We start from the raw sequence: 22,119 nt of genomic DNA, 5'->3' as shown, positions 1-22,119 counted from the left end.
GTGCGGGTGCGGGTGCGGGTGCGGGTGTGCTTAAGGCTGGGCGCAGCCGCAGGAGTGGCGGACCACCAGGCGGGACGGGAACACCTTCAGGCGCTCCCGGCGGGAGCCCGCCACCCGCAGGCCGTCGTCGAGGACGAGGTCGACCGCCGCGCGGGCCATCGCCGGGCGGTCGGAGGCGACCGTGGTCATCGGCGGGTCGGCGAGCGCCGCCTCCTTGATGTCGTCGAACCCGGCGACCGCGAGCTCGCCCGGCACGTCGATGCGCAGCTCGCGCGCGGCGCGCAGGATGCCGATCGCCTGGTCGTCGGTGGAGCAGAAGATGGCCGGCGGGCGGTCCGGGCCGGAGAGGATGTCCAGGCCCACGCGGTACGCGTCGTAGCGGTTGTACGGGGCTTCGAAGAGGCGGCCCTCGGTCGGGATGCCGGCCTCCTTCATCGCGCGCCGCCAGCCCTCGACGTGGTCGGAGACCGGGTCGCCGACGGCGGGGGTGTCCGCGGTGCCGCCGACACAGGCCACGTACGCGTTGCCGTGCTCCAGCAGGTGGCGCACGGCGAGCTGGGCGCCGCCGAGGTCGTCGGTGACGACGGCGACGTCGTCGATCGCCTCCGGGCGCTCGTGCAGCAGGACGACCCGGGCGTCCCACGCGTCGATCTCCGCGGCGGCCAGGTCGTTCAGCGCGTGGCTGACCAGGATCAGGCCCGAGACCCGCATCCCGAGGAAGGCCCGCAGATAGTGGACCTCGCGCTCGGCGATGTAGTCCGTGTTGCCGACCAGGACCATCTTCCCGCGCTCGGAGGCGGCCTGCTCGACCGCGTGCGCCATTTCCCCGAAGAAGGGCTGGCGGGCGTCCGGGATGATCAGGCCTATGAGGTCCGTGCGCCGCGAGGCCATCGCCTGGGCGACCCGGTCCGGCCGGTACCCCAGCTCCTTGATCGCGGCGAGGACGCGCTCGCGCGTGGCCGGGGCGACCGGCCGGGGTCCGTTGTTGATGACATAGCTGACGACGGCGGTGGACGTGCCCGCCAGCCGCGCCACATCATCCCTGGTTACCTTGGCCACGCGCGGAGTCTACGCGGATATACCCGGCTCCGGGCAGGTCGTGTCACACCTTGGTCGGCGCCGCTTCCGTGCTGTCCGCCTTCTCCGCGGACTTCTCGGACTTGGCGTCCTCCGCGGCGCGGGCCGGCTTCTCGGGCTTCTCGGGAGTGACGAACCGGTAGCCGACGTTGCGGACGGTGCCGATCAGCGACTCGTGCTCGGGGCCGAGCTTGGCGCGCAGCCGCCGTACGTGCACGTCGACCGTGCGGGTGCCGCCGAAGTAGTCGTAGCCCCACACCTCCTGCAGCAGCTGGGCGCGGGTGAAGACGCGGCCGGGGTGCTGCGCGAGGTATTTCAGCAGCTCGAATTCCTTGAAGGTCAGGTCGAGGACCCGGCCCTTGAGTTTCGCGGAGTAGGTCGCCTCGTCGACCGACAGGTCGCCGTTGCGGATCTCCATCGGGGAATCGTCGTTGACGATCTGCTGGCGGCCCATCGCGAGGCGCAGCCGGGCCTCCACCTCGGCCGGTCCCGCCGTGTCCAGCAGGACGTCGTCGATGCCCCAGTCCGCGGTGACGGCGGCCAGGCCGCCCTCGGTCACCACCAGCACCAGGGGACAGCCGGGGCCGGTGGAGCGCAGCAGCTGGCACAGGCTGCGGACCTGCGGGAGGTCACGCCGGCCGTCGACCAGGATGACGTCGGCGCCGGGGGTGTCGACGAGGGCCGGGCCCTCCGCCGGGGCCACCCGCACGTTGTGCAGGAGCAGGCCGAGGGCGGGGAGCACCTCCGTCGACGGCTGCAGCGCGTTGGTCAGGAGCAGCAGGGAACTCATCGCGCCCCACCTGCCCCGGTTGTCGTCGTCGTCGTTCGCTCGTGCACGGTTCGCTCGCCCATAACGTCTGGTTCCTCCTCGGTCCCTGCGAGGACGTTTACGGCATTGCTGCGTGCGTTCGACGGCCCGTACCACCGGCGGTTTCCCGCGTCGTATACAACGCTTCCGAAAGCACAAAAGGACCCGGGGGCTTCGCTGCCCGAGTCCTCTTCGCAGCAGAATAGCCGACATGAGCACCCGTCCGGCAGGTCATGTGGCGCGATCCACCTCCCGTCCGTATTCCGAGACGCACTCCGTTTCGCGCGATGTAGCAAGCGGGGGGACGCGATTGCGGACGTTTTTGCGCACCGCGGACGGGGTGGAGATTGATTCCGTATACGAGAGCGGATCGGTTGTGTACGACGGGGATTCGGGGGCGGCCCGGTCCGTGCCGGAACCGGTGTTCGTCGTCGCGCACGGGTTCACCGGGGAGGCGGACCGGCCGCACATACGGCGGGTGGCCCGGGTGCTCGCGCGGTACGGGGCCGTGGTGACGTTCTCCTTCCGGGGGCACGGGGCGTCGGGCGGGCGGTCGACGGTGGGGGACCGGGAGGTGCTCGACCTCGCGGCGGCGGTGGCGTGGGCGCGGGAGCTGGGGCATGAGCGGGTGGTGACCGTGGGGTTCTCCATGGGCGGGTCCGTGGTGCTTCGGCATGCGGCGGTCGGTGGGGGCGGTGAGGGTGGTGAGGGTGGTGTGGACGCCGTTGTTTCCGTCAGTGCGCCGGCTCGGTGGTTCTACCGGGGGACCGCGCCCATGCGGCGGCTGCACTGGCTGGTGACCCGGCCCTCCGGGCGGCTGGTGGGGCGGTACGGGCTGCGTACCCGGATCCATCACCGGCAGTGGGACCCGGTGCCGCTGTCGCCCGTCGAGGCGGTGCCGCGGATCGCGCCGACTCCGCTGCTGATCGTGCACGGGGACCAGGACGGGTACTTCCCGCTGGACCATCCCCGGATGCTGGCGGCCGCCGCCGGGGAGCACGGGGAGCTGTGGGTCGAGGAGGGGATGGGGCACGCGGAGAACGCGGCGCCTGACGCGTTGCTGGGGCGGATCGGGGACTGGGCGGTCGCCCGGGCGGGCTAGCCTGACGGTGTTCACCGTCGAACCGAATGAGGAACCAGCAGATGGCAAAGGTCACGGTGCGGTACTGGGCCGCAGCCAAGGCCGCGGCCGGGGTGGCCGAGGAGCCGTACGAGGCGGCCACGCTCGCCGAGGCGCTCGGCGCGGTGCGCGGGCGGCACGGGGAGTCCGGGGAACTCGCCCGGGTGCTGCAGCGGAGCTCGTTCCTCGTCGACGGTGATCCCGCGGGGACCCGCGCGCATGAGACGGTACGGCTGGCCGACGGGGGCACCGTCGAGGTGCTTCCGCCGTTCGCAGGAGGGTGAGCGATGACGAACCAGCCGTACGGGGGGTACGGCTCGTACGAGCCGTACCAGGAGCCGCAGGCTCAAGGTCAGGGGCCTGCGCAGGGGCAGGGGCAGGCTTGGCCTGAGAACCAGGCTTATGTGGATCCGTACGCGGATCAGCAGTACACGCAGCAGTGGCAGGGGCAGACGTGGGAGACGCAGCTGCAGCCGCCGGTCGCTCCGGCTCCCGATCCGGTGGGCGCTGACGGGCCCGAGTACGGGCCGGCCACGCTGGGTGGGAACTCGCGTGTGACGGACGCGCAGCGGGCGCGGGCCGAGGGGCGGTCGCCGATCATCGAGCCGGGGATGCAGCCGGCGGCGCTCACCGCGCTGCTCGGGCTGCTGCTGGCGGGTGGGGCGGCGCTGGGGACGTATGCGCTGCTGGTGCCGTTGGTGGTGCTGCAGGGGCTCACGGCCGCGGGCTGGTTCCGGCTCAACGGGATGTGGCCGGCGCGGCAGGGGATCGCGCTGGGGTTCCTCGGCGCGCTGGCCGCGGACGCGGCGCTGCTGGTGTCGGACCGGTCGCCGGCGGCGATCCTGGGGACGCTGGGGGTGTGGGTGCTGCTGTCGCTGGTGCTGCAGCTGCGGTCGCACGCGGATCCCGACGAGCGGATGTACGGCCTGACGGCGACGGTCGTGGCGGCGGCGCTGGCGATCGTGGCGGGCGGGTATCTGGCGGCGGACGCGGATGCGGTGACCGTGGGGGCGGTTGCCGTGGCGGCGGGGATGGTGGCGCGGGCGCTGCCGTTGCCGACGCCGGTGTCGGTCGTGGTGGCGCTGCTGGTGGCGGCGGGGGCGGGGTTCGCCCTCGACGGTTCGGCGGCGGGTGCGGGGCTGGGGGCGGGGGCGGCCGTCTGTGCGCTGATCGGGCACAGGGTGGCCAGTTACGACTATCCGTCGCGCTTCGTGCACTTCACGGCGGGCGTGGCGTTGCCGCTGGCCGTCGCGGCTCCGGCGGTCTACGCCCTGGCCCGTCTGCTGGACTGACGCCCAGGGGTGGTGGGTGGGGCGGGGCCGGGTCGGGGGTGGCCGTCCTCGGACTGGCGCGACTGCCCCAGCTGGAATACGTCGGGGGCGCGGACGCGCCAGCCACTGCGGGCGACCACCCCCGCCCCGTCCCCTCCGCGCCGCGGGCGGCTGTCCGCCGTCCCCGCCGCCCTCCGCAGGCAGCCACACCTCGCCCCTCCGCCCTCCGCGGACACCCGCACCGCCACTCTCCGCGGCCAGTCGTGCCGGCACCCTCCGCGGGCACCCGCGCTCCGCCCTCCGCCCTCCGCGGACACCCGCACCGCCACTCTCCGCGGCCAGCCCGCACCTCCGCCCTCCGCGGGCAGTCGTGCCGGCACCCTCCGCGGGCACCCGCGCTCTGCCCTCCGCCCTCCGCGGACACCCGCACCGCCACTCTCCGCGGCCAGCCCGCACCTCCGCCCTCCGCGGGCAGTCGTGCCGGCACCCTCCGCGGGCACCCGCGCTCTGCCCTCCGCCCTCCGCGGACACCCGCACCGCCACTCTCCGCGGCCAGCCCGCACCTCCGCCCTCCGCGGGCAGTCGTGCCGGCACCCTCCGCGGGCACCCGCGCTCCGCCCTCCGCTCTCCGCGGGCAGTCGTGCCGCTGGGGCGGCACGGGTGGGCGCGACGGCACCCCGCTGTCGCCGGGCTGCGCACACTCCGCCCCGGCCCGCACCCACGCCGGGCACCCTGCAGACGCGCCTGGCGATAAGGCACCCCCGGACCACAACCCGCACGGCACCCCCTGTCACAGCTGATCCACAATCCCCCGGACCCCGCCGCCCACGGCGTTACCCTCGCGCAGGACGACAGCGAGGTCGTCGGAGACCGACGTCGGAGAAAACCGCCAGGTGGGGGACACCGCATGCGCGCACTGCGAATACTGCTCGTCGTCACAGCGATACTCGGCGGCATCCTCGTCGTCATCGACCGCGTAGCCGTCAACATCGCCGAGGGCGAGGCCGCCGACCGCATCAAGGCCACCGAGAACCTCAAGGACACCCCCGACGTGTCCATCAACGGCTTCCCGTTCCTCACCCAGCTCGCCGACGGCACCTTCGACGAGGTCCAGGTCGGCATCCGGGACTACGAGGCCGGCACCGGCGACGGCACCCGCACCATCCGCATCGCCGACCTCCGCGCCGACCTCAGGGGCGTCGCCTTCTCCGGCGACTTCGGCTCCGCCGTCGCCGACAGCGCCACCGGCACGGCCACCATCGCCTACGACGAGCTGCTCGAGAACGCCAAGTCCGAGCCCAGCCGGGTGGCGCCCGGAGTCACCGCCAAGGTCGTCGGCCTGTCCGACGGCGGCAAGGGGAAGATCAAGGTCGAGGTGGAGGCCACCGTGCTCGGTGCCAAGCTGCCCGAGCCGGTCGGCGTGCTCAGCTCGGTGACGGTCGTGGACGGCGACACCGTGCGCGTCAACGCCGACGCGGTGCCCGAGTTCGGCGGGGTGCCGATCATCGAGTCCGCGGTGCGGGGGATCACCGACTTCGAGCAGAAGATCGACGGACTGCCCGGAGGCATCCGGCTGGACAAGGTCGAGGCGGCGGAGGACGGCGTGGACATCACCGTGAAGGGTTCCGACGTCCGTCTGGACCAGTAAGGGGCGGTTTGCGGCGAGGGGTGTCCGACTGGCGAGACGGGGGTGTCCGGAGGGAGGGGCGCCCGGCGTGTCGGGGGTGGGGGAGGGCGGGCTTCCGGGGCTTCATGTCTTATATGGCGGACGGTCGCGTCTCAGGATGCGACACGCCGGTGACATGCCCGCCTGTCCGTCCTTACGATCGGGGGCATGAAGCGACAGGCGGATCTCACGAAGCGGCGGGCAGTAGACCTGTGCCGTGTCGCCGCCATGCTCTGTCGCCCCTTCTGAGCGGACGCGTTCCGTCCGCATTCCCCCGCCCCGCTGAGGGCACCCGTGCGCCGACCCCGTCGAGGGCTCGCGCACCTCTCGCACGCACGCCCCGCCGCAACTGCCCCGGAGGAGAAAGCATGAGTCGCAGCGACGTCCTGGTCGACGCCGACTGGGTCCAGGAGCACCTGGACGACCCGGCCATCGCCATCGTCGAGGTGGACGAGGACACGTCCGCCTACGAGAAGAACCACATCAAGAACGCCATCCGGATCGACTGGACGAAGGACCTGCAGGACCCGGTCCGCCGTGACTTCGTCGACCAGGCGGGCTTCGAGAAGCTCCTGTCCGACAAGGGCATCGGCAACGACCACACGGTCGTCCTCTACGGCGGCAACAACAACTGGTTCGCCTCGTACGCGTACTGGTACTTCAAGCTGTACGGCCACGAGAACGTCAAGCTGCTCGACGGCGGCCGCAAGAAGTGGGAGCTCGACGCCCGCGAGCTGGTCCCCGGCGACGAGGTGCCGGAGCGCCCGAAGACCGACTACAAGGCCAAGCCGCAGGACACGTCGATCCGCGCCTTCCGCGACGACGTCGTGGCCGCGATCGGCAACCAGAACATCGTCGACGTGCGTTCCCCCGACGAGTTCTCCGGCAAGCTGCTCGCCCCGGCCCACCTGCCGCAGGAGCAGTCGCAGCGCCCCGGCCACGTGCCGTCCTCGCGCAACATCCCGTGGTCCAAGAACGCCAACGACGACGGCACCTTCAAGTCCGACGAAGAGCTCAAGGCGCTCTACGAGGACGAGCAGGTCGACCTCTCCAAGGACACCATCGCCCTGTGCCGCATCGGTGAGCGCTCCGCGCTGACTTGGTTCGTGCTGCACGAGCTGCTCGGCGTCGAGAACGTCAGGAACTACGACGGCTCCTGGACCGAGTACGGCTCCCTCGTCGGCGTGCCGATCGAGCTCGGCCCCGCCAAGTAGACCTTTCCAGACCCCTTCAGGAGTAAGACATGTGCGGTGCGAAGGCCGGCGGCCCGGACGCCTCGACGATCAAGCCCGGTGAGACCACCATCCAGGGTTCGGTGACCCGCGACGGAGAGCCGGTGACGGGCTACGTCCGTCTGCTGGACTCGACCGGCGAGTTCACCGCGGAGGTCCCCACCTCCGCCACCGGACAGTTCCGCTTCTACGCGGCGGAGGGCACCTGGACCGTCCGCGCCCTGGTGCCCGGCGGCACCGCCGACCGCACGGTCGTCGCCCAGCAGGGCGGTCTGGCCGAGGTCGCGATCGCGGTCTGAGGACACGGCAACGGCCGGAGGGCCGCACCCCACGGGTTGGACGCCCGGGGTGCGGCCCTCCGGCCGTTACCGCCCTACGCTGGAGGTATGTACGCGCGCAGGCGGCACGTCTACTTCGCCATGATGGGCACCTGCATCGGGCTGTTCGTCCTGGCCTGGGGTGTGGTGCGGCTGTGGTCGGTGCCCGCGGCCGTGGGCATGTGCCTGGTGGCCATGGTCATCCCGCCGGTCGCCGCGATGGTCGCCAACCGGCGGGGTCCGGAGGACCGCTGGTGGGACGACCCGTCCGGCGATCCGCAGTCCGACGAGTGGTGGGACGAGCTGGACGGCAAGAAGCGGCCCCGTCAGTAGACGAGTGCCTGGGCCCCGTCCGCCACGGCCTCCTGCACGAAGACCTGCGCGCCGGCGATCCGCACGCCCTCGAGGACGTCCTTCTCCGTGATGTCGCGGCGGGCCGCGCACTGGGTGCACAGGGTGATCCGGCCGGCGGCCAGGACCGAGTCCAGCAGGTCGGGCAGCGGGGCGGCGTGCGGCAGCTCGAACTCGGCGGCGCGGCCCGGCAGGGCGAACCACGAGGACTCCCCGGTGAGCCACAGCGACACCTCGACACCGCTGGCGGCGGCCACCGCGGCCACCGTGAACGCCTGCGAGCAGCGCTCGGGCGCGTCGGCTCCCGCGGTCACCTTGATCACAAGTTTCTTCGCCATGACCGAATCGTAATCATGATCGCTACAACTTCGGCCGGCGGCTGTGGGTCTCCTGTGCGCGCGTGGACGGAACGCGCGCTTCACATCTGTGGGGGGAACGTCTTGGAACAGCCCGAAGAACCAGCGGACAGACCACCGGTCACACCGGAGCGGCGGCGCGGGCGGACCGCCGCCCTCGTCGCCGTCGCCGCCGTGCTCGGTGTGGTCGCCGGCACCTGTGCCGGGTACCTCGTGCAGGCCGACCGGGAGCCCACCGAGCTGCCCCCGCTGTCGCAGCCCGTGCTCCCGCAGGCGAAGGGCGGGGCGCCCGAGCCGTTGTCGGCCGACGAGGACCGGCGGGTGAAGACCGACGGTGATCTGCGCAAGCTGCTGATCAAGAAGCCGCGCGGGGCCAAGGAGGCCGACTGGCCGATGGGCGGTGACGGCTGGCTGGAGCTCGCCGGGTTCGCCGGGTACTACGAGGAGCCCGGGGACATGTTCGGGGGGCTCGTCATGGACGGGTTCCGCCGTGCCGCCGTCACCGGGTGGTCCGGCAACGACCACAGCGTGGAGATCCGGCTCATCCAGTTCCGCCAGGAGGAGACTCTGGCCGCCGCCGAGACGGTCGACAACAGCCAGTACTGGGCGGACGACGAGGACGACACCGACAGCTGGCTCGTGCCCGGCACCGGGGAGGGCCGGGTGTACGTCCACAACAGCCCCGACCGGGAGACCGGCTACGAGCCCGTGTACGGCGCGGAGGCGCACATCTGGCGCGGGGACATCGCCGTGGAGATCTGGGTGTACGGGTCCAAGCCCGTCCCCAAGAAAATGATCATGGATCTGGCCGAGCGGCAGATGGAGCGGCTGTGAGCGAGACAGAGACCCGGCCGGAGGAGCGGACGCCCGAGCCCGCCGCGAAGCGGCCCGTACGGTGGGGGCGGATCGCCGCCGTCGCCGGGTCCGTACTGCTGGCCGGGGCCGTGATCGCCGGAGTGGGCTACACCGTCGTGACCGTGAACGGCGCGGACCGCGACGCGGGCGCACCCCGCTGGAAGCTGCCCAAGGCGCCGGCCGCCGAGGCGGAGCAGCCCGAGGCGCGGGGGCTGGCCGGAATGCTCGTGCCGTACGGGTACGACAACCTGCTCCCGGGACCGGACCTCTCCGAGTTCGGCAGGGACGAACAGTTCGACGGGGCCAGGGCCACCGTCCTGCACAAGAGGGCGCTGAGCGGTCTCCCGCGCTCCCAGCGCAAGGAGCTGGAGAAGGAGATCGACGGCTGGCGCGTGCAGGGGATGGCGATGCGCAGCTACACCAGCGGATCGACCAGCGTCTACAGCCCGATAGACGTCTACACCGTGGGCATCGTGCTCACCCGGATGAAGGACCGGGAGGCCGTGCGGGACCTCGCGACGTACCAGGACGGCCTCATCGAGGCCCTCGACATCTTCCGCGAGGGCCCGGAGATCAAGGGCCACAAGAACGCCCGGTGCTTCCTGCCGCCCGAGGACGAGGAGTCCGGGATCGACTCGATGGAGTGCTCCGCCTACGTCGGGGACGTCCTGGTCACCCTCACGGCCGCGGGCGGCAAGCCCCTCGACACCAAGAGCGTCGCCACGCTCTTCGGTCAGCAGCTGGACCGTATCGACGAACCCGGGAAGGCCGTATGAGCGAGCAGCAGGTCACCCCCGAGGCCGTCCCCGCCGCGCCGCCCGCGCGCGAGGGCCGCCGCGTGCTGCGCGCCGCCCTGCGCTGGACCGCCGCCGTCGTGGTCTTCGCCGTGGCCGGTGCGGGCACGGCGTACGGGATCACCCGGATGGAACGTACGGACGTACCCGGACTCGCGACGGAGTCCGACGGACGGTGGGACTACCCGCCGCTGACCAGGCCGCCGCTGCCCGCCGGCAGCCCCGGACCCGCCGCCGAGTCCAACCCGGCCGGCACCCACCACGCCGACCTGCGCGCCCTGCTGCTGCCCGCCCCCGAGGGGGCGAAGGAGGACAAGGCGCTGCGCGGCGAGGACGGCTGGCTCGCGACGGACGACTTCCTGAAGGAGTACGGCGAGAAGGAGGACCGGGGCGAGTTCCGGCAGAAGCTCACCGACGCCGGCCTCCGGCACGTCGCGGCACGCGGCTGGACCACCGGGGACGGCACCCGGACCCGTGTCTACCTGCTGCAGTTCGACACCGCGGCCATGGTGGAGGAGACCTTCTTCAACCCGTACTTCTCCTACAGCGACCCCACGCTCTCGGTGCGCGGCGCCGAGAGCGTGGGCTACGACGAGGGCTTCCCGGAGAAGATCGTCGTCCCGGGGGTCCAGCGCACCTCCTACGTCGAGGCCAAGCCGTACGGCAAGGAGCAGGAGCGTTACGCCTACCTCGCGGCCGGTGACGTGCTCGCCGTGGTGGTGCAGTCCCGCGAGGGCACCGCGCACGCCGTGCCGTTCCGGCAGACGGTGGTCCTGCAGAGCCAGCTGCTGGGCTAGGACGGGGAGTGCGGACCTCGCACGACAGGGCCGGGCCCCGGCCGCGTAAGCTGGGGCCCGGCCCCGTGCACACCTCCGCACCCGCTCAAGGAGCACCCCGTGGAACTCTTCTTCGAAATCCTGTTGGTCCTGGTTGCCGTCGGCGTTCTCGCCTTCGCCGGGCTGACCGTGAAGAAGCTGTACCAGGGCCAGCGCTGATCACCGACGCCAGGAAGTTCCGCTCATGATCGAGATCCCGTCCGACCTGCACAAGGACCTCGTCCCGCTCGCCTTCCTGCTCGGCGACTGGGCCGGCGCCGGCGTGCACGACTTCCCCGGCGCCGAGAAGTGCAACTTCGGCCAGGAGGTCACCTTCGCCCACGACGGGCGGGACTTCCTGGAGTACTCCTCGCACACCTGGGTGCTGGACGGCGACGGCAACAAGGTGCGGCCGCTGGAGTCCGAGCACGGCTTCTGGCGGATCGACGCCGCCCGCAAGATCGAGGTGACGATGACCCGCGACGACGGCGTCATCGAGATCTGGTACGGCGAGATGGCCGAGGGCAAGCCGCAGATCGACCTGGTCACGGACGCGGTGGCGCGCACCGCCGCCTCGGGGCCCTACAACGGCGGCAAGCGGCTGTACGGCTACGTCAAGAGCGACCTGATGTGGGTCGGCGAGAAGCAGACCCCCGAGGTCGAGCTGCGCCCCTACATGTCGGCGCACCTGAAGAAGGTCGTCAGCCCGGAGGACGTCGAGCGCTGGGCCAAGGCACTTCCGGACGACATGCCGGACGACGGGATCGCTTTCTTCAAGTAGTCCTAGACTCTTGGGTGTGGTGAGCACCGACTGGAAGAGCGACCTCAGGCAGCGCGGCTACCGGCTGACCCCGCAACGGCAGCTGGTGCTCGAAGCCGTCGACACCCTGGAACACGCGACCCCCGACGACATCCTCGGCGAAGTGAGGAAGACGGCGTCGGGGGTCAACATTTCCACCGTGTACCGCACGCTGGAGCTCCTCGAGGAGCTGGGCCTGGTCAGCCACGCCCATCTGGGGCACGGGGCGCCGACGTACCACCTGGCGGACCGGCACCACCACATCCATCTGGTCTGCCGGGACTGCACCGACGTGATCGAGGCCGATGTCTCGGTGGCCGCCGAGTTCACCGCCAAGCTGCGCGAGCAGTTCGGGTTCGACACCGACATGAAGCACTTCGCGATCTTCGGGCGGTGCGAGGACTGCGCGCGGAAGGCCGCACCTGCCGAGTCGTAGGCTTGGGCGTATGAAGAGCCCCCTGCTGACCCTGCCCGGCGCCGTCCCCGCCGAGGGCGTGGACGAAGGCGTGGCCGCCCACTACGGCGACCTGTTCCGCGAGCAGCGCGCCCTCGCCGACGGCACCGGTTTCGTCGACCTGTCGCACCGCGGGGTCGTCACCGTCTCCGGTCCCGAACGGCTGGCCTGGCTGCATCTGCTGCTCACCCAGCACGTCAGCGACCTCCCCCCGCACCGGGCCACCGAGGCGCTGATACTTTCCGCCAACGGCCACATCGAGCACGCGCTCTACCTGGTCGACGACGGGGAGACGGTCTGGGCGCACGTCGAGCCGGGCACCCAGGAGGCGCTGATCGCCTATCTGGAGTCGATGAAGTTCTTCTACCGGGTCGAGGTCGCCGACCGCACCGACGACATCGCGGTGGTGCACCTGCCCGCCGGGTCCATCGCGGAGGCCCCCGAGGGGGTCGCCGTGCGCGAGACCCCGTACGGCAGGGACCTGTTCCTGCCCCGCGCCGACCTGGAGGCGTACGCGGAGAAGGCCGGGCCGGCCGCCGGGCTCCTCGCGCACGAGGCGCTGCGGGTCGAGCAGCACCGGCCGCGGCTCGGTTTCGAGACCGACCACCGGACCATCCCGCACGAGCTGGGCTGGATCGGCACGGCGGTGCATCTGCAGAAGGGCTGCTACCGGGGGCAGGAGACGGTCGCCCGGGTGCAGAACCTGGGCAAGCCGCCGCGCCGGCTGGTCTTCCTGCACCTGGACGGCAGCGAGGTCCATCTGCCCCCGGCCGGGACGGAGATCCGGGTCGCGGACGACGGGGCGGAGGGGCGCAGGATCGGGTTCGTCACCACGTCCGTACGCCACCACGAGCTGGGCCCCGTCGCGCTGGCGCTGGTGAAGCGGAACGTGCCGGTGGACGCCCGGCTGCTCGCCGGGGAGACGGCGGCGGCGCAGGAGACCGTCGTCGAGCCCTGAGCCGCCGGAGTACGGCTCAGACCTCCAGCAGGACGGTGAACGGGCCGTCGTTGGTCAGCGACACCCTCATCCGCGCGCCGAAGCGGCCCGTCGCCACGGTGGCGCCCAGCTCACGCAGCCGCGCCACCACCTCGTCGACCAGCGGCTCGGCCACCTCGCCGGGGGCCGCGGCGTTCCAGGTGGGGCGGCGGCCCTTGCGGGCGTCGCCGTAAAGGGTGAACTGGCTGATCACCAGCAGCGGGGCGTCGATGTCGCTGCACGACTTCTCGTCCTGCAGCATCCGGACCGACCAGAGCTTGCGGGCGAGCTGCGCCGCCTTCTCCTTGGTGTCCTCATGGGTGACGCCGACGAGGACGCACAGCCCCTCGCCCTCGATCGCCCCCACGGTCTCGCCGTCCACCACGACGCTCGCACCGTCGACCCTCTGCACCACAGCTCGCATACGACCATGATGCCGGTCGGGGAACAGGCGCCCGACCGCGGCCCACGAGGAGGCCCGGCCGGGCTATTTTTACTCCTTAGCGCCCATCTGGGGCGGATCGGGGTCACTCGCTCACTATGTGGCCGCTTGGGGTGGCACGATGCTGGCACATGCCGGTCGAGGGGACGGTTGAGGCACATGAGCACACCGGGGATCGGACAGCCTTCCGGGGCTGTCGCGGCGACCCAGGCGGGAGTCGGGGAGCGGGAGTTCTGCCGGCCGCCCACGCAGCGCACGGACAGCCCGGTGCTGCCCGAGGACCGGCCGGCGCGTGATCTGACCGTGCTCAGCCTGGCCGAGCTGCGGACGGTGCGGCGGGACGCGCAGCGCGACGAGGCGGACCTGAGCTATGTGCGGAGGCTGCTCCAGGGGCGGATCGACATCCTGCGGGCGGAGCTGGCCCGGCGGCCGCTCCCGCAGGGCCCGCCGTCGGTCCTCGCGCCGGTGGAGGCGTCCGTCGTCGAGCGGCTGCCGGAGATCCTGCGGGACACCCCGGCCCGGCACCGCTCCTCCGCCCGCCATGTGACGCTGGGGACGCCGCAGGGCGAGGAGTACCGGCGGCTGGCGGCCGAGACGCTGTCCGAGGTGGAGCTGTCCGACCTGGGCGCGCGCACGGACGGGGAGCTGAACACCGCGATGGGGCGGCTCGTGCGGTACGAGCAGCAGGTGTCGCGGCGGCGGCAGCGGCTGCAGCGCACGGCCGACGAGTGCAGCGCGGAGATCGCCCGCCGGTACCGGGACGGGGAGGCGCAGGTCGACGACCTCCTGGTGTGAGGGGCGGCGCGTGCGAGGGGTGGTGCGAAAACCTCTTCGACACCCGGTGCGCTGCCGACCTACCGTGAGCGCATGACCTCCCGCACCGCCGTCGACGTACGCCCGATCACCGAGTCCGAGTTCGCCGACTGGCAACGCGCACTGAACGTCGGGTTCCTGCGCGAACCCGGTCTGGATCAGGACATCCTCGACGCGCGCCGGGCGCAGTTCACGCCCGGCCGGTCGCTCGGGGCGTTCGACGCCGGGCGGTGCGTCGCGACGTTCCGTTCGTTCGCGCAGGAGCTCACCGTGGTCGGCGGGGCGACCGTGCCCGCCGACGCCGTCACCAACGTCACCGTCACCGCGACCCACCGGCGGCGCGGGCTGCTGACCCGCATGATGGCGCAGGACCTCACCGCGGCGAAGGAACGCGGGGACGTCGTCGCGACGCTGATCGCCGCCGAGTACCCGATCTACGGGCGGTACGGCTTCGGCCCGGCCACCTCGGCGACCGAGTGGACGGTCGACGTGCCGCGCGCCGGACTCGACCCTCGGTGGGCGGGCCCGGCGGACGGCGGGCGGATCGACCTCGTGGACGCGGAGGACGTCCGCAAGCTCGGCCCGGAGCTGTACGAGCGGCTGCGGCGCGGCCAGCCGGGGGCGGTCAGCAGGGACGAGCTGTGGTGGAGGATCACCACCGGCGCCGTGCGCTTCCATCCCACCTTCCACGAGCCGTACTACGTGGTGTACCGGGCGGCGGACGGCCGGGTCGAGGGCATGGCCGCCTACACGGCGGACGACAACTGGGGTGACGCCAAGCAGCCGTTGAACACGGCGCGGGTGAAGTGGCTGACCGGGGTGACCCCGGCCGCCGAGCGCGCGCTGTGGCACTTCCTCTGCTCGATCGACTGGGTGGTGAAGGTGAGGAGCGGCTGGCGTGCGCCCGACGACCTGCTCCCGCACTTCCTCCCGGACCCGCGCGCCGCCGCCGTCACCACGCACGCGGACTGGATGTGGGTGCGGATCCTGGACGTCGTACGGGCCCTGGAGGCGCGGACGTACGGGGCGGCCGGGGAGCTGGTGCTGGAGGTGACCGACCGGGCCGGCCTCGCCGGGGGGCGTTTCCGGCTGGAGGCGTCCGCGGACGGGGCCGGGGTCTGTGCGCCGGCCGCCGGGAGCGCCGATCTGACGCTGGACGTCGCCGAGCTGGCCGCGCTGTGGCTGGGGGACGAGTCGGCGGTGCGGCTGGCGGCGCTGGGCCGGGTCCGGGAAGAACGAGCGGGCGCCGCCCGTCAGGCCGACGCCCTGCTGCGTACTTCCAGGCGACCGTGGTGCCCGGACGTGTTCTGAGCGCGGTCGCTCTCGCGCCTTCGTGCCTTCCTCCTTCCGCCGACGACGGGTGAGCGCTCATCCGTAGCGAGCTGTTCAGTTGTGGTTGTCGTGCGGGTGGTGCCTGCCGACGGGCTCCCGGCTCCCCTCCGGAAGGGAACCCGGCCGGCGGTCCGTGGTGTGTGCCGTCAGCCGGACTGGGCGAGCAGCATCACGAGGATGACCGCGCCGACGCCGCTGATCACGGTGTTCCGCGCCTTGATGCCCACGGTGAGGGCGACGAAGGCGATGATCCCCATCGGCCCGTACTTCCATTGCACGAGCTGCTCGAAGCCGATGGCCAGGCCTGCGAGCACGATGGCGATGAGCGGCATGACGGGTCCCCCTTGGTGTCGGTGGCCCTCAACCCCCATCCCGGCGGCCAACCCCCCTTGAGGATTCACCAGGTTGTACGAGTTGGCGACCAACTTCTTCTAAGTTATCTCCACTTGGATGATTCCTATAACCACCCTGCGGTGAACTTCCGCAAGATGGCGAGAAGTTGTGGCACGTCCACGTCGACGCCCGTCTGTCTGACCTCGACGTCCCTCCCCCTCGCCGTCGGGGAGCCGCTGCGGTGGATCCACGCGGAGCGGCTGAAACCGGCCAAGGTCGACGTCCGGGTGGTCAGCCCTCGGACAGGGCGCCGGCCCGCGGCGGCCGCTCACAGGGCGGGCCGCGTCACCAGCAGGGCGAGCAGGACCGCCCCCGCGGAGCTCACTCCCGGCCGGTTGGAGCGGATGCCCACCGTGAGCAGCAGCAGGCCGACGATGCCGGCCGCGCCGTACTCCCACTGGAGCAGCTGCTCGACGGTGACGACCACGAGGGCGGGGACGAGGGCGAGCACCGGCATGGCGTGTTCCTCCTTCGGGTGCGGGTCGGGGCGGCGGGACGGCGGCGTCGCCAACTTGGTAAAGTTGGCAGCCAACTCTGATTAAGTTATGCCCACTTGGTCCCCAATCGCAATCGACTTTCAAACAACTCCCCTTAGATGGATCGCAGTTGTAACGTTTGGTCGTGACCCAGGAGAACGTCGCAGTGAACGGCAGCAGCAGACACTCGCCGCAGGAGATCGCCGACATCCTGCGGGAGCGCATCCGGTCCGGTGATCTCAGGGCGGGCGAGCGCCTGCCCACCCAGGCCGAGCTGGCCGAGGAGTTCGGCGTGGAGCGCGGCACCGTCCGCCAGGCCCTGCGCGTGCTCCAGCAGGACGGGCTGCTCAGCAACGTCAGCAAGGGCAGCCCGCCGCGGATCGCCGAACCGGCTCACGCCCGGGAGGAACCCCGGCCGACGATGGTCGGACTGGCGCCGCGCCTGACGGAGGCGTTCTCGGCGGCCCATGTGCGAGTCGACGCGGCGTGCCTGACCGCGGAGAGCCTGATGCTGGCGCTGAGCGAGCCGGTCCGGCACATCCACGAGGGCCGCATCCGCCCCGAGTCCGTCGACGTCCGCGTCCTGCTGCCCTCCCGCGAGATCAACCTGGCCTTCCCGGTCTCGGTCGAGGGCCGCGACGGCGCCGACGACCCGGTCCACGAGCGGTGGCTGGGCCAGCGCAACGCCCAGGCCCGGGTGCTCCAGCACAACCTCCTCACCCTGCGCGCCACGCACGGGATGGAGGTGCGCGTCACGTTTCGCGCACTGCCCTTCACTCCGCCGGTGAAGCTGTACCTGCTCAACGGCGAGGAGGCGTTGATCGGCTACTACCTGCCGACCAGGCGCGAGGAGCAGTGGGAGAGCCACACCCTGCAGATGTACGACGTCCTGGGCTCCCTGTCCGTCCTCTTCCCCTTCGTCAAGGGGGACGGGCAGCGGGACCGGATGTTCGTGGAGGAATCCCAGAAGTGGTTCGACACCCTCTGGGAAACCATCACCACGGACCTGACACTTTCCTGGTGACTTCTGAGACGAAGCAGACCGGTGCGGCGACAGCCGAGAAGCGGAACGTGACCGACAACGAACCGGACGCCCTGCGGGACCTGGTCGAAGGCGCCCGTGTCGTGCTGTGGGACTTCGACGGCCCCATCTGCCGTCTGTTCGCGGGGCATTCCGCGGATCGGGTGGCGAACGACCTGACGTCCTGGCTCGAGAGCCGCGGCCTGCACGGCCTGCTCACCGACTCCGAACGCGAGTCCCCCGACCCGCACGTCCTGCTGCGCGCCGTCGGCCATCGGCACCCCGGCAGCGACCTGGTCGCGGAGCTGGAGGAACGGCTCTCCCAGGAGGAGCTGCGCGCCACCGCCTCGGCGATGCCCACCCCGTACGCCGACCCGCTGATCCGCACCTGGACCGCGGTGGGCTCCCGGCCGGCCGTCACCACCAACAACTCCCCGCGCGCCGTGAGCGAGTACCTCGCCTCCCGCGGCCTCGGCGCCTGCTTCGCCACCCGCGTGTACGGCCGCACCCAGGAGCTGAACCACCTCAAGCCCGACCCCCACTGCGTCAACCGGGCCCTGGAGGCCATGACCGCCGCCCCCGCCACCGCCCTGATGATCGGTGACGCCCCGACGGACCTGTACGCCGCGCGGGCGGCCGGCGTGCCGTTCCTCGGCTACGCGCGCAACGAACGCAAGGAGCGGCTCCTGCGCGACGCGGGCGCCACGACGGTCGTGGGTTCGCTGGCGACCGTCCTCGACGTGGTCCGCACCGTGGCTCAGGCCTGAATCATCAGCACGGTGAGCAGCAGGGCCGCCGCGACGGCGAGTCCGTCACGGCGCGCCCTCACCCACACGCCGACCATGAACAGGAGCACCACGCCCAGGGTGCCGAGCTTCGCCTCGGCGAGCAGTCCCACGGACAACTCGCCGAGTGCCGTGAGTACGGGGATCGGGGGCACGTCCGACCATCTCCCATCCACTTCCGGTGGAACGCTCGCCAGTAGTCCAACTGGACTGAATATCGTGGATCTGGTCTGCCCGGACCGGCTGATCGCTTAACCAACTGGCCTGTATCAAAAGTCCGGTTGGGTGAAACTGGGTTTCCCGGATGCCTGAAAGCGGTACGGTCCCCATGTGAACGGGCAGCAGCCCCGCGGAGGCGGAGGCAACAAGGTTCAGCAGGTCGCCGACGAGTTGCGCAGGCGGGTGACCGACGGCACGTATCCGCTGCAGTCCTCCCTGCCGTCGCAGCGTGACCTGGTCGACGAGCTGGGAGTCTCCCGCGAGACCGTGAAGCGGGCGCTGCGCGAGCTGGAGGACGAGGGCTGGATCGCGACGCGGCCGAACAGCGGATCACGAGTGATCAAGACCCAGCGCATCCACACCTCGGCCGCCAGGGCCGGCAGGCTGGGCGGAGTGGTGACCCTGGGCCCGTTCATCGGCGGGGCCTTCGAACAGGAGGAAGTCACCCTGGACGTCTACACGCTGACGTCCGAGACCCTCGACAAGCACATCCGGGTCCAGATGGAGCGCATCCAGAACGGTCTCATCGCACCCAGGAGCATCACACTGCGCATGCTCCTGCCCGATTTGACGGGGCCGCTGCCCTACCCCCGGGTCAAGGACGACCCGGAGGACCTCCGCATGCGCGACCGGCTGCGCACCATCACCGAGCTGTACACCGCGTCGCTGCTCGAGACGCTCGACTACCTGCGGACCGAGAACCTGGTGCCCTCCGTCGACGTGCGGATCCGCCACACACCGCTCACCCCTGCCTTCAAGCTCTACCTCTTCAACGATGCCGAGGTTCTGCACGGCATGTACGAGATCGTCGAGCGGCCCGTGAGTCTGGGACCGGACGAGACGATCACGGCCCTGGACGCCCTGGGCCTCGGCACCACCCTGACCCACCACGAGAAGACGGAGGACCCGGCCGCTCCGGGCTCCGTCTTCGTGGACGGCATGCGGAAGTGGTTCGACTCGGTCTGGAACCAGCTCTCCGCGTGAGCGGCTTCCCGCCGTCGCCCCAGGGAGGAGCGGCGTCGGTGGGCGGGTGCGTAGGCTCGCCGTATGGGTGAGATCGGGCTGCGGGAGCGGAAGAAGCTGCGGACGTACCGGACCGTGTCGGACACCGCCATCAGGCTCTTCCTGGAGCGGGGCTTCGACGCGGTGTCCGTCGCGGAGGTGGCGGCCGCGGCCGAGATCTCCAAGCCGACGCTCTTCCGGTACTTCCCGGCCAAGGAGGACCTGGTCCTGTACCGGATCGCCGACCACGAGGGCGAGGCGGCCAGGGTGGCCGCGGAGGGTCCGGCGCCCGTGGAGGCGTTGCGGCGGCACTTCCTGGACGGCCTTCGGCGGGGCGATCCGGTCACCGGGCTCAGCGACGATCCCGACGTGCTCGCCTTCCACGCGCTGCTCTACGGCACGCCGGCGCTGGTCGCGCGGCTGCACGGCCATCTGGAGCGGTCCGAGGAGGCGCTGGCCGAGGCGCTCGGGGGCGGCCTCGGCGCGCGGCTGGCGGCGGGGCAGATCACCGCCGTGCGGCGGATCCTCGCGCAGGAGAACTGGCGGCGGATCGCGGCGGGGGAGCGGGCCGGCGAGGTGCGGGGCGACGCGGTGGCGGCGGCCGAGCGGGCGTTCGGGGTGCTGGCGCGGGCACTGCCGCCGCTCCTGGGTGAAGCTCAGTAAAAAACGTGACTCGGTTGCTTTATTTGTTACGCTCGGTGGAATGACGTCACCCGAGCCCGCCCTCCGGCACGCCCTCGACCGGGAACGCGCCCACCACGACCACTGCCGCCGCGCCCTCGACGCCATGCTCACCGGCGCCGACGAGCAGGTCGTCACCGGCGAGGACGTCTCCGCGTCCGGCGCCGACGCCGAGGTCCTCGGACACCGGCTGCGCAGTCGGGCCAAGGAGTTGCGGGAACTGCCCCCGGGGCCGCTGTTCTTCGGGCGGCTGGACTTCGCGCCGGGCGACGGCGGCCACTCCGGTCAGAGCTACCACGTCGGCCGGCTGCGGATCACCGAGCACCCCGCCGCCCCGCCCCTCGTGGTCGACTGGCGGGCGCCCGTCTCCCGCGCCTTCTACCAGGCCTCCGCCCGCGACCCGCGGGGCGTCGCCGTGCGCCGGAGGTTCGGCTGGGCGCCCGGCAGCCGCGGCGACTCCGGAGACCTGACCGGGCTGGAGGACGAGCACCTGGAGCGGGGCGAGGAGCGGGTCAGCGGCATCGTGGCCCGGGAGATCGAGCGGCCCCGCGTCGGGCCCATGCGGGACATCGCCGCCACCATCCAGCCCGAGCAGGACGACCTCGTCCGCGGGGACCTGGCGGGCTCCGTGTGCGTACAGGGGGCGCCCGGCACCGGCAAGACCGCCGTCGGCCTGCACCGGGCGGCCTATCTGCTCTACACCCACCCGCAGCGCATCCGGCGCGGCGGCATGCTCATCCTCGGCCCCAGCCGCACCTTCCTCTCCTACATCTCCGAGGTCCTGCCCGCCCTCGGCGAGACCGGCGTACGGCAGTCCACCCTCACCGAGGAGATCGCCCGGCACCCGGTCACCGGGACCGACGACGAGCGGGCCGCCGCCGTCAAACACGACGTCCGGATGGCCGAGGTGCTGCGCCGGGCCCTGTACGCGGGGGTGCGCGCCGACCGGACCGACTCCCTCGCCGTTCCCGACGGTTTGTACCGCTGGCGGCTCGACGCGGACGAACTGGCCCGGATCGTGGCGGACGTACGGGCCGGGGAACCCCCGTACGGCGTCGGGCGCGAGCGGGTGCGGGCCCGGATCGTGGCGGCGGTGCGGGAACGGGCCGAGCGGCGCAGCGGGCCCCGCGGCACCGCCTGGGTGCGCCGGATCGAGCGGGCGCGCCCGGTGTCGGCGTACGTCGACGCCGTGTGGCCCCGGACGCGGGCGGAGGAGGTCGTGGCCGGACTGCTCGGTGACCCCGGCGTGCTGGCCGCCGCCGCCGAGGGGGTGCTGGACGCCGGGGAGCAGCGGGCCGTGCTGTGGGGGCGGCCGCCGCGGTCGTGGAAGTCGGCGCGCTGGTCCGCCGCGGACCTGGTGCTGCTCGACGAGGTCGCCGGGCTGGTCGAGCACCCCGAGGGGTACGGGCACGTGGTGGTCGACGAGGCCCAGGACCTGTCCCCGATGGAGTGCCGGGCCATCGCCCGCCGGGCCGCCTTCGGCTCCCTCACGGTGCTGGGCGACCTGGCGCAGGGGACCACCCCGTGGGCGGCCCGCTCCTGGCAGGCGGTGCTGCGGCAGCTGGGGAAGCCGGACGCGGCCGTGGTCCCGCTGACCACCGGGTTCCGGGTGCCGCGGGCGGTGGTCGGGCTCACCAACCGGCTGCTGGAGCGGCTGGACGTCGACGTCCCGGCCGCCCGCTCCCTGCGCGGGGACGGCGAGTTGCGCACCCGGAAGGTGGCCGGGCCGGGCGGGGTGCCGGAGGCGGTCGTGGCCGCCGTGCGCGACGCGCTGGAACGGGAGGGGTCCGTCGGGGTCGTGGCGGCGGACGCGGACGTGCCCCGGCTGCGGCGGGCGCTGGCCGGGGCGGGGGTGGCGGCGGCGGGTCCGGAGGCGCTGGGCGCGCGGGTCGCCGTGGTGCCGGCGAGTGCCGTCAAGGGCCTGGAGTACGACCATGTGGTGGCCGTCGAACCGGCGGCCATCGCGGAGGCGGAGGAACGGGGCCTGCACCGGCTGTACGTCGTGCTGACCCGCGCGGTGTCCCGGCTGGAGGTGGTGCGGGCGCGGGAGCTGCCCTTCTGAGG

28 protein-coding genes and 1 pseudogene are annotated in these 22,119 nt (G+C 72.1%); 22 read left to right on the top strand and 7 right to left on the bottom strand.

The features are described from left to right. Positions 1-30 precede the first annotated feature (30 nt). On the bottom strand, positions 31-1,059 hold the full coding sequence (locus tag CNQ36_RS16165; RefSeq protein WP_121546533.1) for a LacI family DNA-binding transcriptional regulator: 1,029 nt from the start codon (positions 1,057-1,059) through the stop codon (positions 31-33). Between the two features lie 43 nt (positions 1,060-1,102). After that, positions 1,103-1,867 (bottom strand): response regulator transcription factor, encoded by a 765-nt coding sequence (locus tag CNQ36_RS16160; RefSeq protein WP_004929768.1) that lies wholly within the window; start codon positions 1,865-1,867, stop codon positions 1,103-1,105. Between the two features lie 229 nt (positions 1,868-2,096). Here CNQ36_RS16160 and CNQ36_RS16155 point away from each other — a divergent pair, with 229 nt between their 5' ends. The 8 genes from CNQ36_RS16155 to CNQ36_RS16125 all read left to right on the top strand — a co-directional run bounded on the left by CNQ36_RS16155 (position 2,097) and on the right by CNQ36_RS16125 (position 7,824). Continuing rightward, positions 2,097-2,987, top strand: a complete 891-nt coding sequence (locus CNQ36_RS16155) for an alpha/beta hydrolase (protein ID WP_206278464.1) — start codon at positions 2,097-2,099, stop codon at positions 2,985-2,987. Between the two features lie 41 nt (positions 2,988-3,028). Continuing rightward, on the top strand, positions 3,029-3,289 hold the full coding sequence (locus CNQ36_RS16150; RefSeq protein WP_004929770.1) for a MoaD/ThiS family protein: 261 nt from the start codon (positions 3,029-3,031) through the stop codon (positions 3,287-3,289). A gap of 3 nt (positions 3,290-3,292) precedes the next feature. Continuing rightward, positions 3,293-4,297, top strand: coding sequence for a hypothetical protein (locus CNQ36_RS16145; RefSeq protein ID WP_121546531.1), 1,005 nt, complete (start codon positions 3,293-3,295; stop codon positions 4,295-4,297). Positions 4,298-5,183: 886 nt separating this feature from the next. Then, positions 5,184-5,924, top strand: a complete 741-nt coding sequence (locus tag CNQ36_RS16140) for an LmeA family phospholipid-binding protein (RefSeq protein ID WP_121546530.1) — start codon at positions 5,184-5,186, stop codon at positions 5,922-5,924. Positions 5,925-6,110: 186 nt separating this feature from the next. Beyond that, positions 6,111-6,191: an Ms5788A family Cys-rich leader peptide gene (locus CNQ36_RS35855; RefSeq protein WP_350751515.1), complete on the top strand. Its 81-nt coding sequence runs from the start codon at positions 6,111-6,113 to the stop codon at positions 6,189-6,191. Between the two features lie 119 nt (positions 6,192-6,310). Beyond that, positions 6,311-7,156, top strand: coding sequence for a sulfurtransferase (locus CNQ36_RS16135; RefSeq protein ID WP_004929774.1), 846 nt, complete (start codon positions 6,311-6,313; stop codon positions 7,154-7,156). A 29-nt stretch (positions 7,157-7,185) separates the two neighbouring features. Then, positions 7,186-7,473, top strand: a complete 288-nt coding sequence (locus tag CNQ36_RS16130; protein ID WP_040908647.1) for a DUF1416 domain-containing protein — start codon at positions 7,186-7,188, stop codon at positions 7,471-7,473. Positions 7,474-7,560: 87 nt separating this feature from the next. Next, positions 7,561-7,824: a DUF3099 domain-containing protein gene (locus tag CNQ36_RS16125; RefSeq protein ID WP_040906810.1), complete on the top strand. Its 264-nt coding sequence runs from the start codon at positions 7,561-7,563 to the stop codon at positions 7,822-7,824. On the opposite strand, the gene CNQ36_RS16120 is transcribed toward CNQ36_RS16125, so the two are convergent. Then, entirely contained in the window at positions 7,818-8,180 is a 363-nt protein-coding gene (locus CNQ36_RS16120; RefSeq protein WP_121546529.1) for a DsrE family protein, read from the bottom strand. The two genes, CNQ36_RS16125 and CNQ36_RS16120, sit on opposite strands and share 7 nt — an antisense overlap. 15 nt (positions 8,181-8,195) lie before the next feature. On the opposite strand from CNQ36_RS16120, the gene CNQ36_RS16115 reads away from it, so the two are divergent. From CNQ36_RS16115 to ygfZ, 6 genes are all read left to right on the top strand, one after another. Continuing rightward, positions 8,196-9,032 carry a hypothetical protein gene (locus CNQ36_RS16115; RefSeq protein WP_121546528.1) on the top strand — a complete coding sequence of 279 codons (837 nt, stop codon included), beginning with the start codon at positions 8,196-8,198 and terminating at the stop codon, positions 9,030-9,032. Continuing rightward, positions 9,029-9,829 (top strand): hypothetical protein, encoded by an 801-nt coding sequence (locus CNQ36_RS16110; RefSeq protein ID WP_121546527.1) that lies wholly within the window; start codon positions 9,029-9,031, stop codon positions 9,827-9,829. Before CNQ36_RS16115 ends, CNQ36_RS16110 begins: the two co-directional genes overlap by 4 nt. Continuing rightward, positions 9,826-10,644, top strand: coding sequence for a hypothetical protein (locus CNQ36_RS16105; RefSeq protein ID WP_121546526.1), 819 nt, complete (start codon positions 9,826-9,828; stop codon positions 10,642-10,644). The genes CNQ36_RS16110 and CNQ36_RS16105 overlap by 4 nt, the downstream gene beginning before the upstream one ends. A gap of 223 nt (positions 10,645-10,867) precedes the next feature. Continuing rightward, positions 10,868-11,443: a heme-binding beta-barrel domain-containing protein gene (locus CNQ36_RS16095; protein WP_004929786.1), complete on the top strand. Its 576-nt coding sequence runs from the start codon at positions 10,868-10,870 to the stop codon at positions 11,441-11,443. A gap of 16 nt (positions 11,444-11,459) precedes the next feature. Further along, complete coding sequence (locus CNQ36_RS16090; protein WP_004929787.1) at positions 11,460-11,897, top strand: Fur family transcriptional regulator; 438 nt, start codon at positions 11,460-11,462, stop codon at positions 11,895-11,897. A gap of 10 nt (positions 11,898-11,907) precedes the next feature. Then, complete coding sequence (ygfZ, locus tag CNQ36_RS16085; protein WP_004929788.1) at positions 11,908-12,873, top strand: CAF17-like 4Fe-4S cluster assembly/insertion protein YgfZ; 966 nt, start codon at positions 11,908-11,910, stop codon at positions 12,871-12,873. Between the two features lie 16 nt (positions 12,874-12,889). Here ygfZ and dtd read toward each other — a convergent pair whose 3' ends face one another. Continuing rightward, positions 12,890-13,315, bottom strand: a complete 426-nt coding sequence (dtd, locus tag CNQ36_RS16080; RefSeq protein ID WP_004929790.1) for a D-aminoacyl-tRNA deacylase — start codon at positions 13,313-13,315, stop codon at positions 12,890-12,892. A 177-nt stretch (positions 13,316-13,492) separates the two neighbouring features. Between dtd and CNQ36_RS16075 the strand changes: the two genes are divergently transcribed. Together CNQ36_RS16075 and CNQ36_RS16070 are read left to right on the top strand one after the other, a co-directional pair. Beyond that, complete coding sequence (locus tag CNQ36_RS16075) at positions 13,493-14,128, top strand: RsiG family protein (protein WP_121546525.1); 636 nt, start codon at positions 13,493-13,495, stop codon at positions 14,126-14,128. Positions 14,129-14,200: 72 nt separating this feature from the next. Next, positions 14,201-15,457, top strand: coding sequence for a GNAT family N-acetyltransferase (locus CNQ36_RS16070; protein WP_121546524.1), 1,257 nt, complete (start codon positions 14,201-14,203; stop codon positions 15,455-15,457). A gap of 167 nt (positions 15,458-15,624) precedes the next feature. Here the strand turns inward: CNQ36_RS16070 and CNQ36_RS16065 are convergent, their stop codons facing one another. Next, positions 15,625-15,810: a hypothetical protein gene (locus tag CNQ36_RS16065; RefSeq protein ID WP_004929794.1), complete on the bottom strand. Its 186-nt coding sequence runs from the start codon at positions 15,808-15,810 to the stop codon at positions 15,625-15,627. 173 nt (positions 15,811-15,983) lie between these two features. Between CNQ36_RS16065 and CNQ36_RS35270 the strand changes: the two are divergent. Further along, a pseudogene (locus CNQ36_RS35270) lies at positions 15,984-16,110 on the top strand (GntR family transcriptional regulator); the annotation flags it as partial. A gap of 29 nt (positions 16,111-16,139) precedes the next feature. On the opposite strand, the gene CNQ36_RS16055 reads toward CNQ36_RS35270, so the two are convergent. Then, positions 16,140-16,328, bottom strand: coding sequence for a hypothetical protein (locus tag CNQ36_RS16055; protein ID WP_040906814.1), 189 nt, complete (start codon positions 16,326-16,328; stop codon positions 16,140-16,142). Positions 16,329-16,486: 158 nt separating this feature from the next. On the opposite strand from CNQ36_RS16055, the gene CNQ36_RS16050 reads away from it, so the two are divergent. Both CNQ36_RS16050 and CNQ36_RS16045 read left to right on the top strand, forming a co-directional pair. Beyond that, entirely contained in the window at positions 16,487-17,371 is an 885-nt protein-coding gene (locus CNQ36_RS16050; protein ID WP_121546523.1) for a GntR family transcriptional regulator, read from the top strand. Continuing rightward, positions 17,368-18,135, top strand: a complete 768-nt coding sequence (locus CNQ36_RS16045; protein WP_228312982.1) for an HAD family hydrolase — start codon at positions 17,368-17,370, stop codon at positions 18,133-18,135. The genes CNQ36_RS16050 and CNQ36_RS16045 overlap by 4 nt, the downstream gene beginning before the upstream one ends. Here CNQ36_RS16045 and CNQ36_RS16040 read toward each other — a convergent pair. Next, entirely contained in the window at positions 18,126-18,308 is a 183-nt protein-coding gene (locus CNQ36_RS16040; RefSeq protein ID WP_121546521.1) for a hypothetical protein, read from the bottom strand. The genes CNQ36_RS16045 and CNQ36_RS16040 overlap by 10 nt on opposite strands. 175 nt (positions 18,309-18,483) lie before the next feature. On the opposite strand from CNQ36_RS16040, the gene CNQ36_RS16035 reads away from it, so the two are divergent. The 3 genes from CNQ36_RS16035 (at position 18,484) to CNQ36_RS16025 (ending at position 22,117) form a co-directional block, all read left to right on the top strand. Further along, on the top strand, positions 18,484-19,356 hold the full coding sequence (locus CNQ36_RS16035; protein ID WP_121546520.1) for a winged helix-turn-helix domain-containing protein: 873 nt from the start codon (positions 18,484-18,486) through the stop codon (positions 19,354-19,356). Between the two features lie 63 nt (positions 19,357-19,419). Further along, complete coding sequence (locus CNQ36_RS16030; protein WP_121546519.1) at positions 19,420-20,037, top strand: TetR family transcriptional regulator; 618 nt, start codon at positions 19,420-19,422, stop codon at positions 20,035-20,037. 40 nt (positions 20,038-20,077) lie between these two features. Next, positions 20,078-22,117, top strand: coding sequence for a HelD family protein (locus CNQ36_RS16025; RefSeq protein WP_121546518.1), 2,040 nt, complete (start codon positions 20,078-20,080; stop codon positions 22,115-22,117). Positions 22,118-22,119 lie beyond the last annotated feature (2 nt).

The sequence above is a fragment of the Streptomyces fungicidicus genome (assembly GCF_003665435.1).
Taxonomy (GTDB): Bacteria; Actinomycetota; Actinomycetes; order Streptomycetales; family Streptomycetaceae; genus Streptomyces; species Streptomyces fungicidicus.
Note: the sequence above shows the minus strand (reverse complement) of the source record. Positions and strands in the feature narration are given on the sequence as shown.

Excerpts from the sequence above, each read along its gene's own strand:
- CNQ36_RS16160 (WP_004929768.1), bottom strand. The coding sequence starts at position 1,867 with ATGAGTTCCCTGCTGCTCCTGACCAACGCGCTGCAGCCGTCGACGGAG.
- CNQ36_RS16155 (WP_206278464.1), top strand. The coding sequence starts at position 2,097 with ATGAGCACCCGTCCGGCAGGTCATGTGGCGCGATCCACCTCCCGTCCG.
- CNQ36_RS16150 (WP_004929770.1), top strand. The coding sequence starts at position 3,029 with ATGGCAAAGGTCACGGTGCGGTACTGGGCCGCAGCCAAGGCCGCGGCC.
- CNQ36_RS16145 (WP_121546531.1), top strand. The coding sequence starts at position 3,293 with ATGACGAACCAGCCGTACGGGGGGTACGGCTCGTACGAGCCGTACCAG.
- CNQ36_RS16140 (WP_121546530.1), top strand. The coding sequence starts at position 5,184 with ATGCGCGCACTGCGAATACTGCTCGTCGTCACAGCGATACTCGGCGGC.
- CNQ36_RS35855 (WP_350751515.1), top strand. The coding sequence starts at position 6,111 with ATGAAGCGACAGGCGGATCTCACGAAGCGGCGGGCAGTAGACCTGTGC.
- CNQ36_RS16135 (WP_004929774.1), top strand. The coding sequence starts at position 6,311 with ATGAGTCGCAGCGACGTCCTGGTCGACGCCGACTGGGTCCAGGAGCAC.
- CNQ36_RS16130 (WP_040908647.1), top strand. The coding sequence starts at position 7,186 with ATGTGCGGTGCGAAGGCCGGCGGCCCGGACGCCTCGACGATCAAGCCC.
- CNQ36_RS16125 (WP_040906810.1), top strand. The coding sequence starts at position 7,561 with ATGTACGCGCGCAGGCGGCACGTCTACTTCGCCATGATGGGCACCTGC.
- CNQ36_RS16120 (WP_121546529.1), bottom strand. The coding sequence starts at position 8,180 with ATGGCGAAGAAACTTGTGATCAAGGTGACCGCGGGAGCCGACGCGCCC.
- CNQ36_RS16115 (WP_121546528.1), top strand. The coding sequence starts at position 8,196 with ATGATCGCTACAACTTCGGCCGGCGGCTGTGGGTCTCCTGTGCGCGCG.
- CNQ36_RS16105 (WP_121546526.1), top strand. The coding sequence starts at position 9,826 with ATGAGCGAGCAGCAGGTCACCCCCGAGGCCGTCCCCGCCGCGCCGCCC.
- CNQ36_RS16095 (WP_004929786.1), top strand. The coding sequence starts at position 10,868 with ATGATCGAGATCCCGTCCGACCTGCACAAGGACCTCGTCCCGCTCGCC.
- ygfZ (WP_004929788.1), top strand. The coding sequence starts at position 11,908 with ATGAAGAGCCCCCTGCTGACCCTGCCCGGCGCCGTCCCCGCCGAGGGC.
- dtd (WP_004929790.1), bottom strand. The coding sequence starts at position 13,315 with ATGCGAGCTGTGGTGCAGAGGGTCGACGGTGCGAGCGTCGTGGTGGAC.
- CNQ36_RS16075 (WP_121546525.1), top strand. The coding sequence starts at position 13,493 with ATGAGCACACCGGGGATCGGACAGCCTTCCGGGGCTGTCGCGGCGACC.
- CNQ36_RS16070 (WP_121546524.1), top strand. The coding sequence starts at position 14,201 with ATGACCTCCCGCACCGCCGTCGACGTACGCCCGATCACCGAGTCCGAG.
- CNQ36_RS16065 (WP_004929794.1), bottom strand. The coding sequence starts at position 15,810 with ATGCCGCTCATCGCCATCGTGCTCGCAGGCCTGGCCATCGGCTTCGAG.
- CNQ36_RS16055 (WP_040906814.1), bottom strand. The coding sequence starts at position 16,328 with ATGCCGGTGCTCGCCCTCGTCCCCGCCCTCGTGGTCGTCACCGTCGAG.
- CNQ36_RS16030 (WP_121546519.1), top strand. The coding sequence starts at position 19,420 with ATGGGTGAGATCGGGCTGCGGGAGCGGAAGAAGCTGCGGACGTACCGG.
- CNQ36_RS16025 (WP_121546518.1), top strand. The coding sequence starts at position 20,078 with ATGACGTCACCCGAGCCCGCCCTCCGGCACGCCCTCGACCGGGAACGC.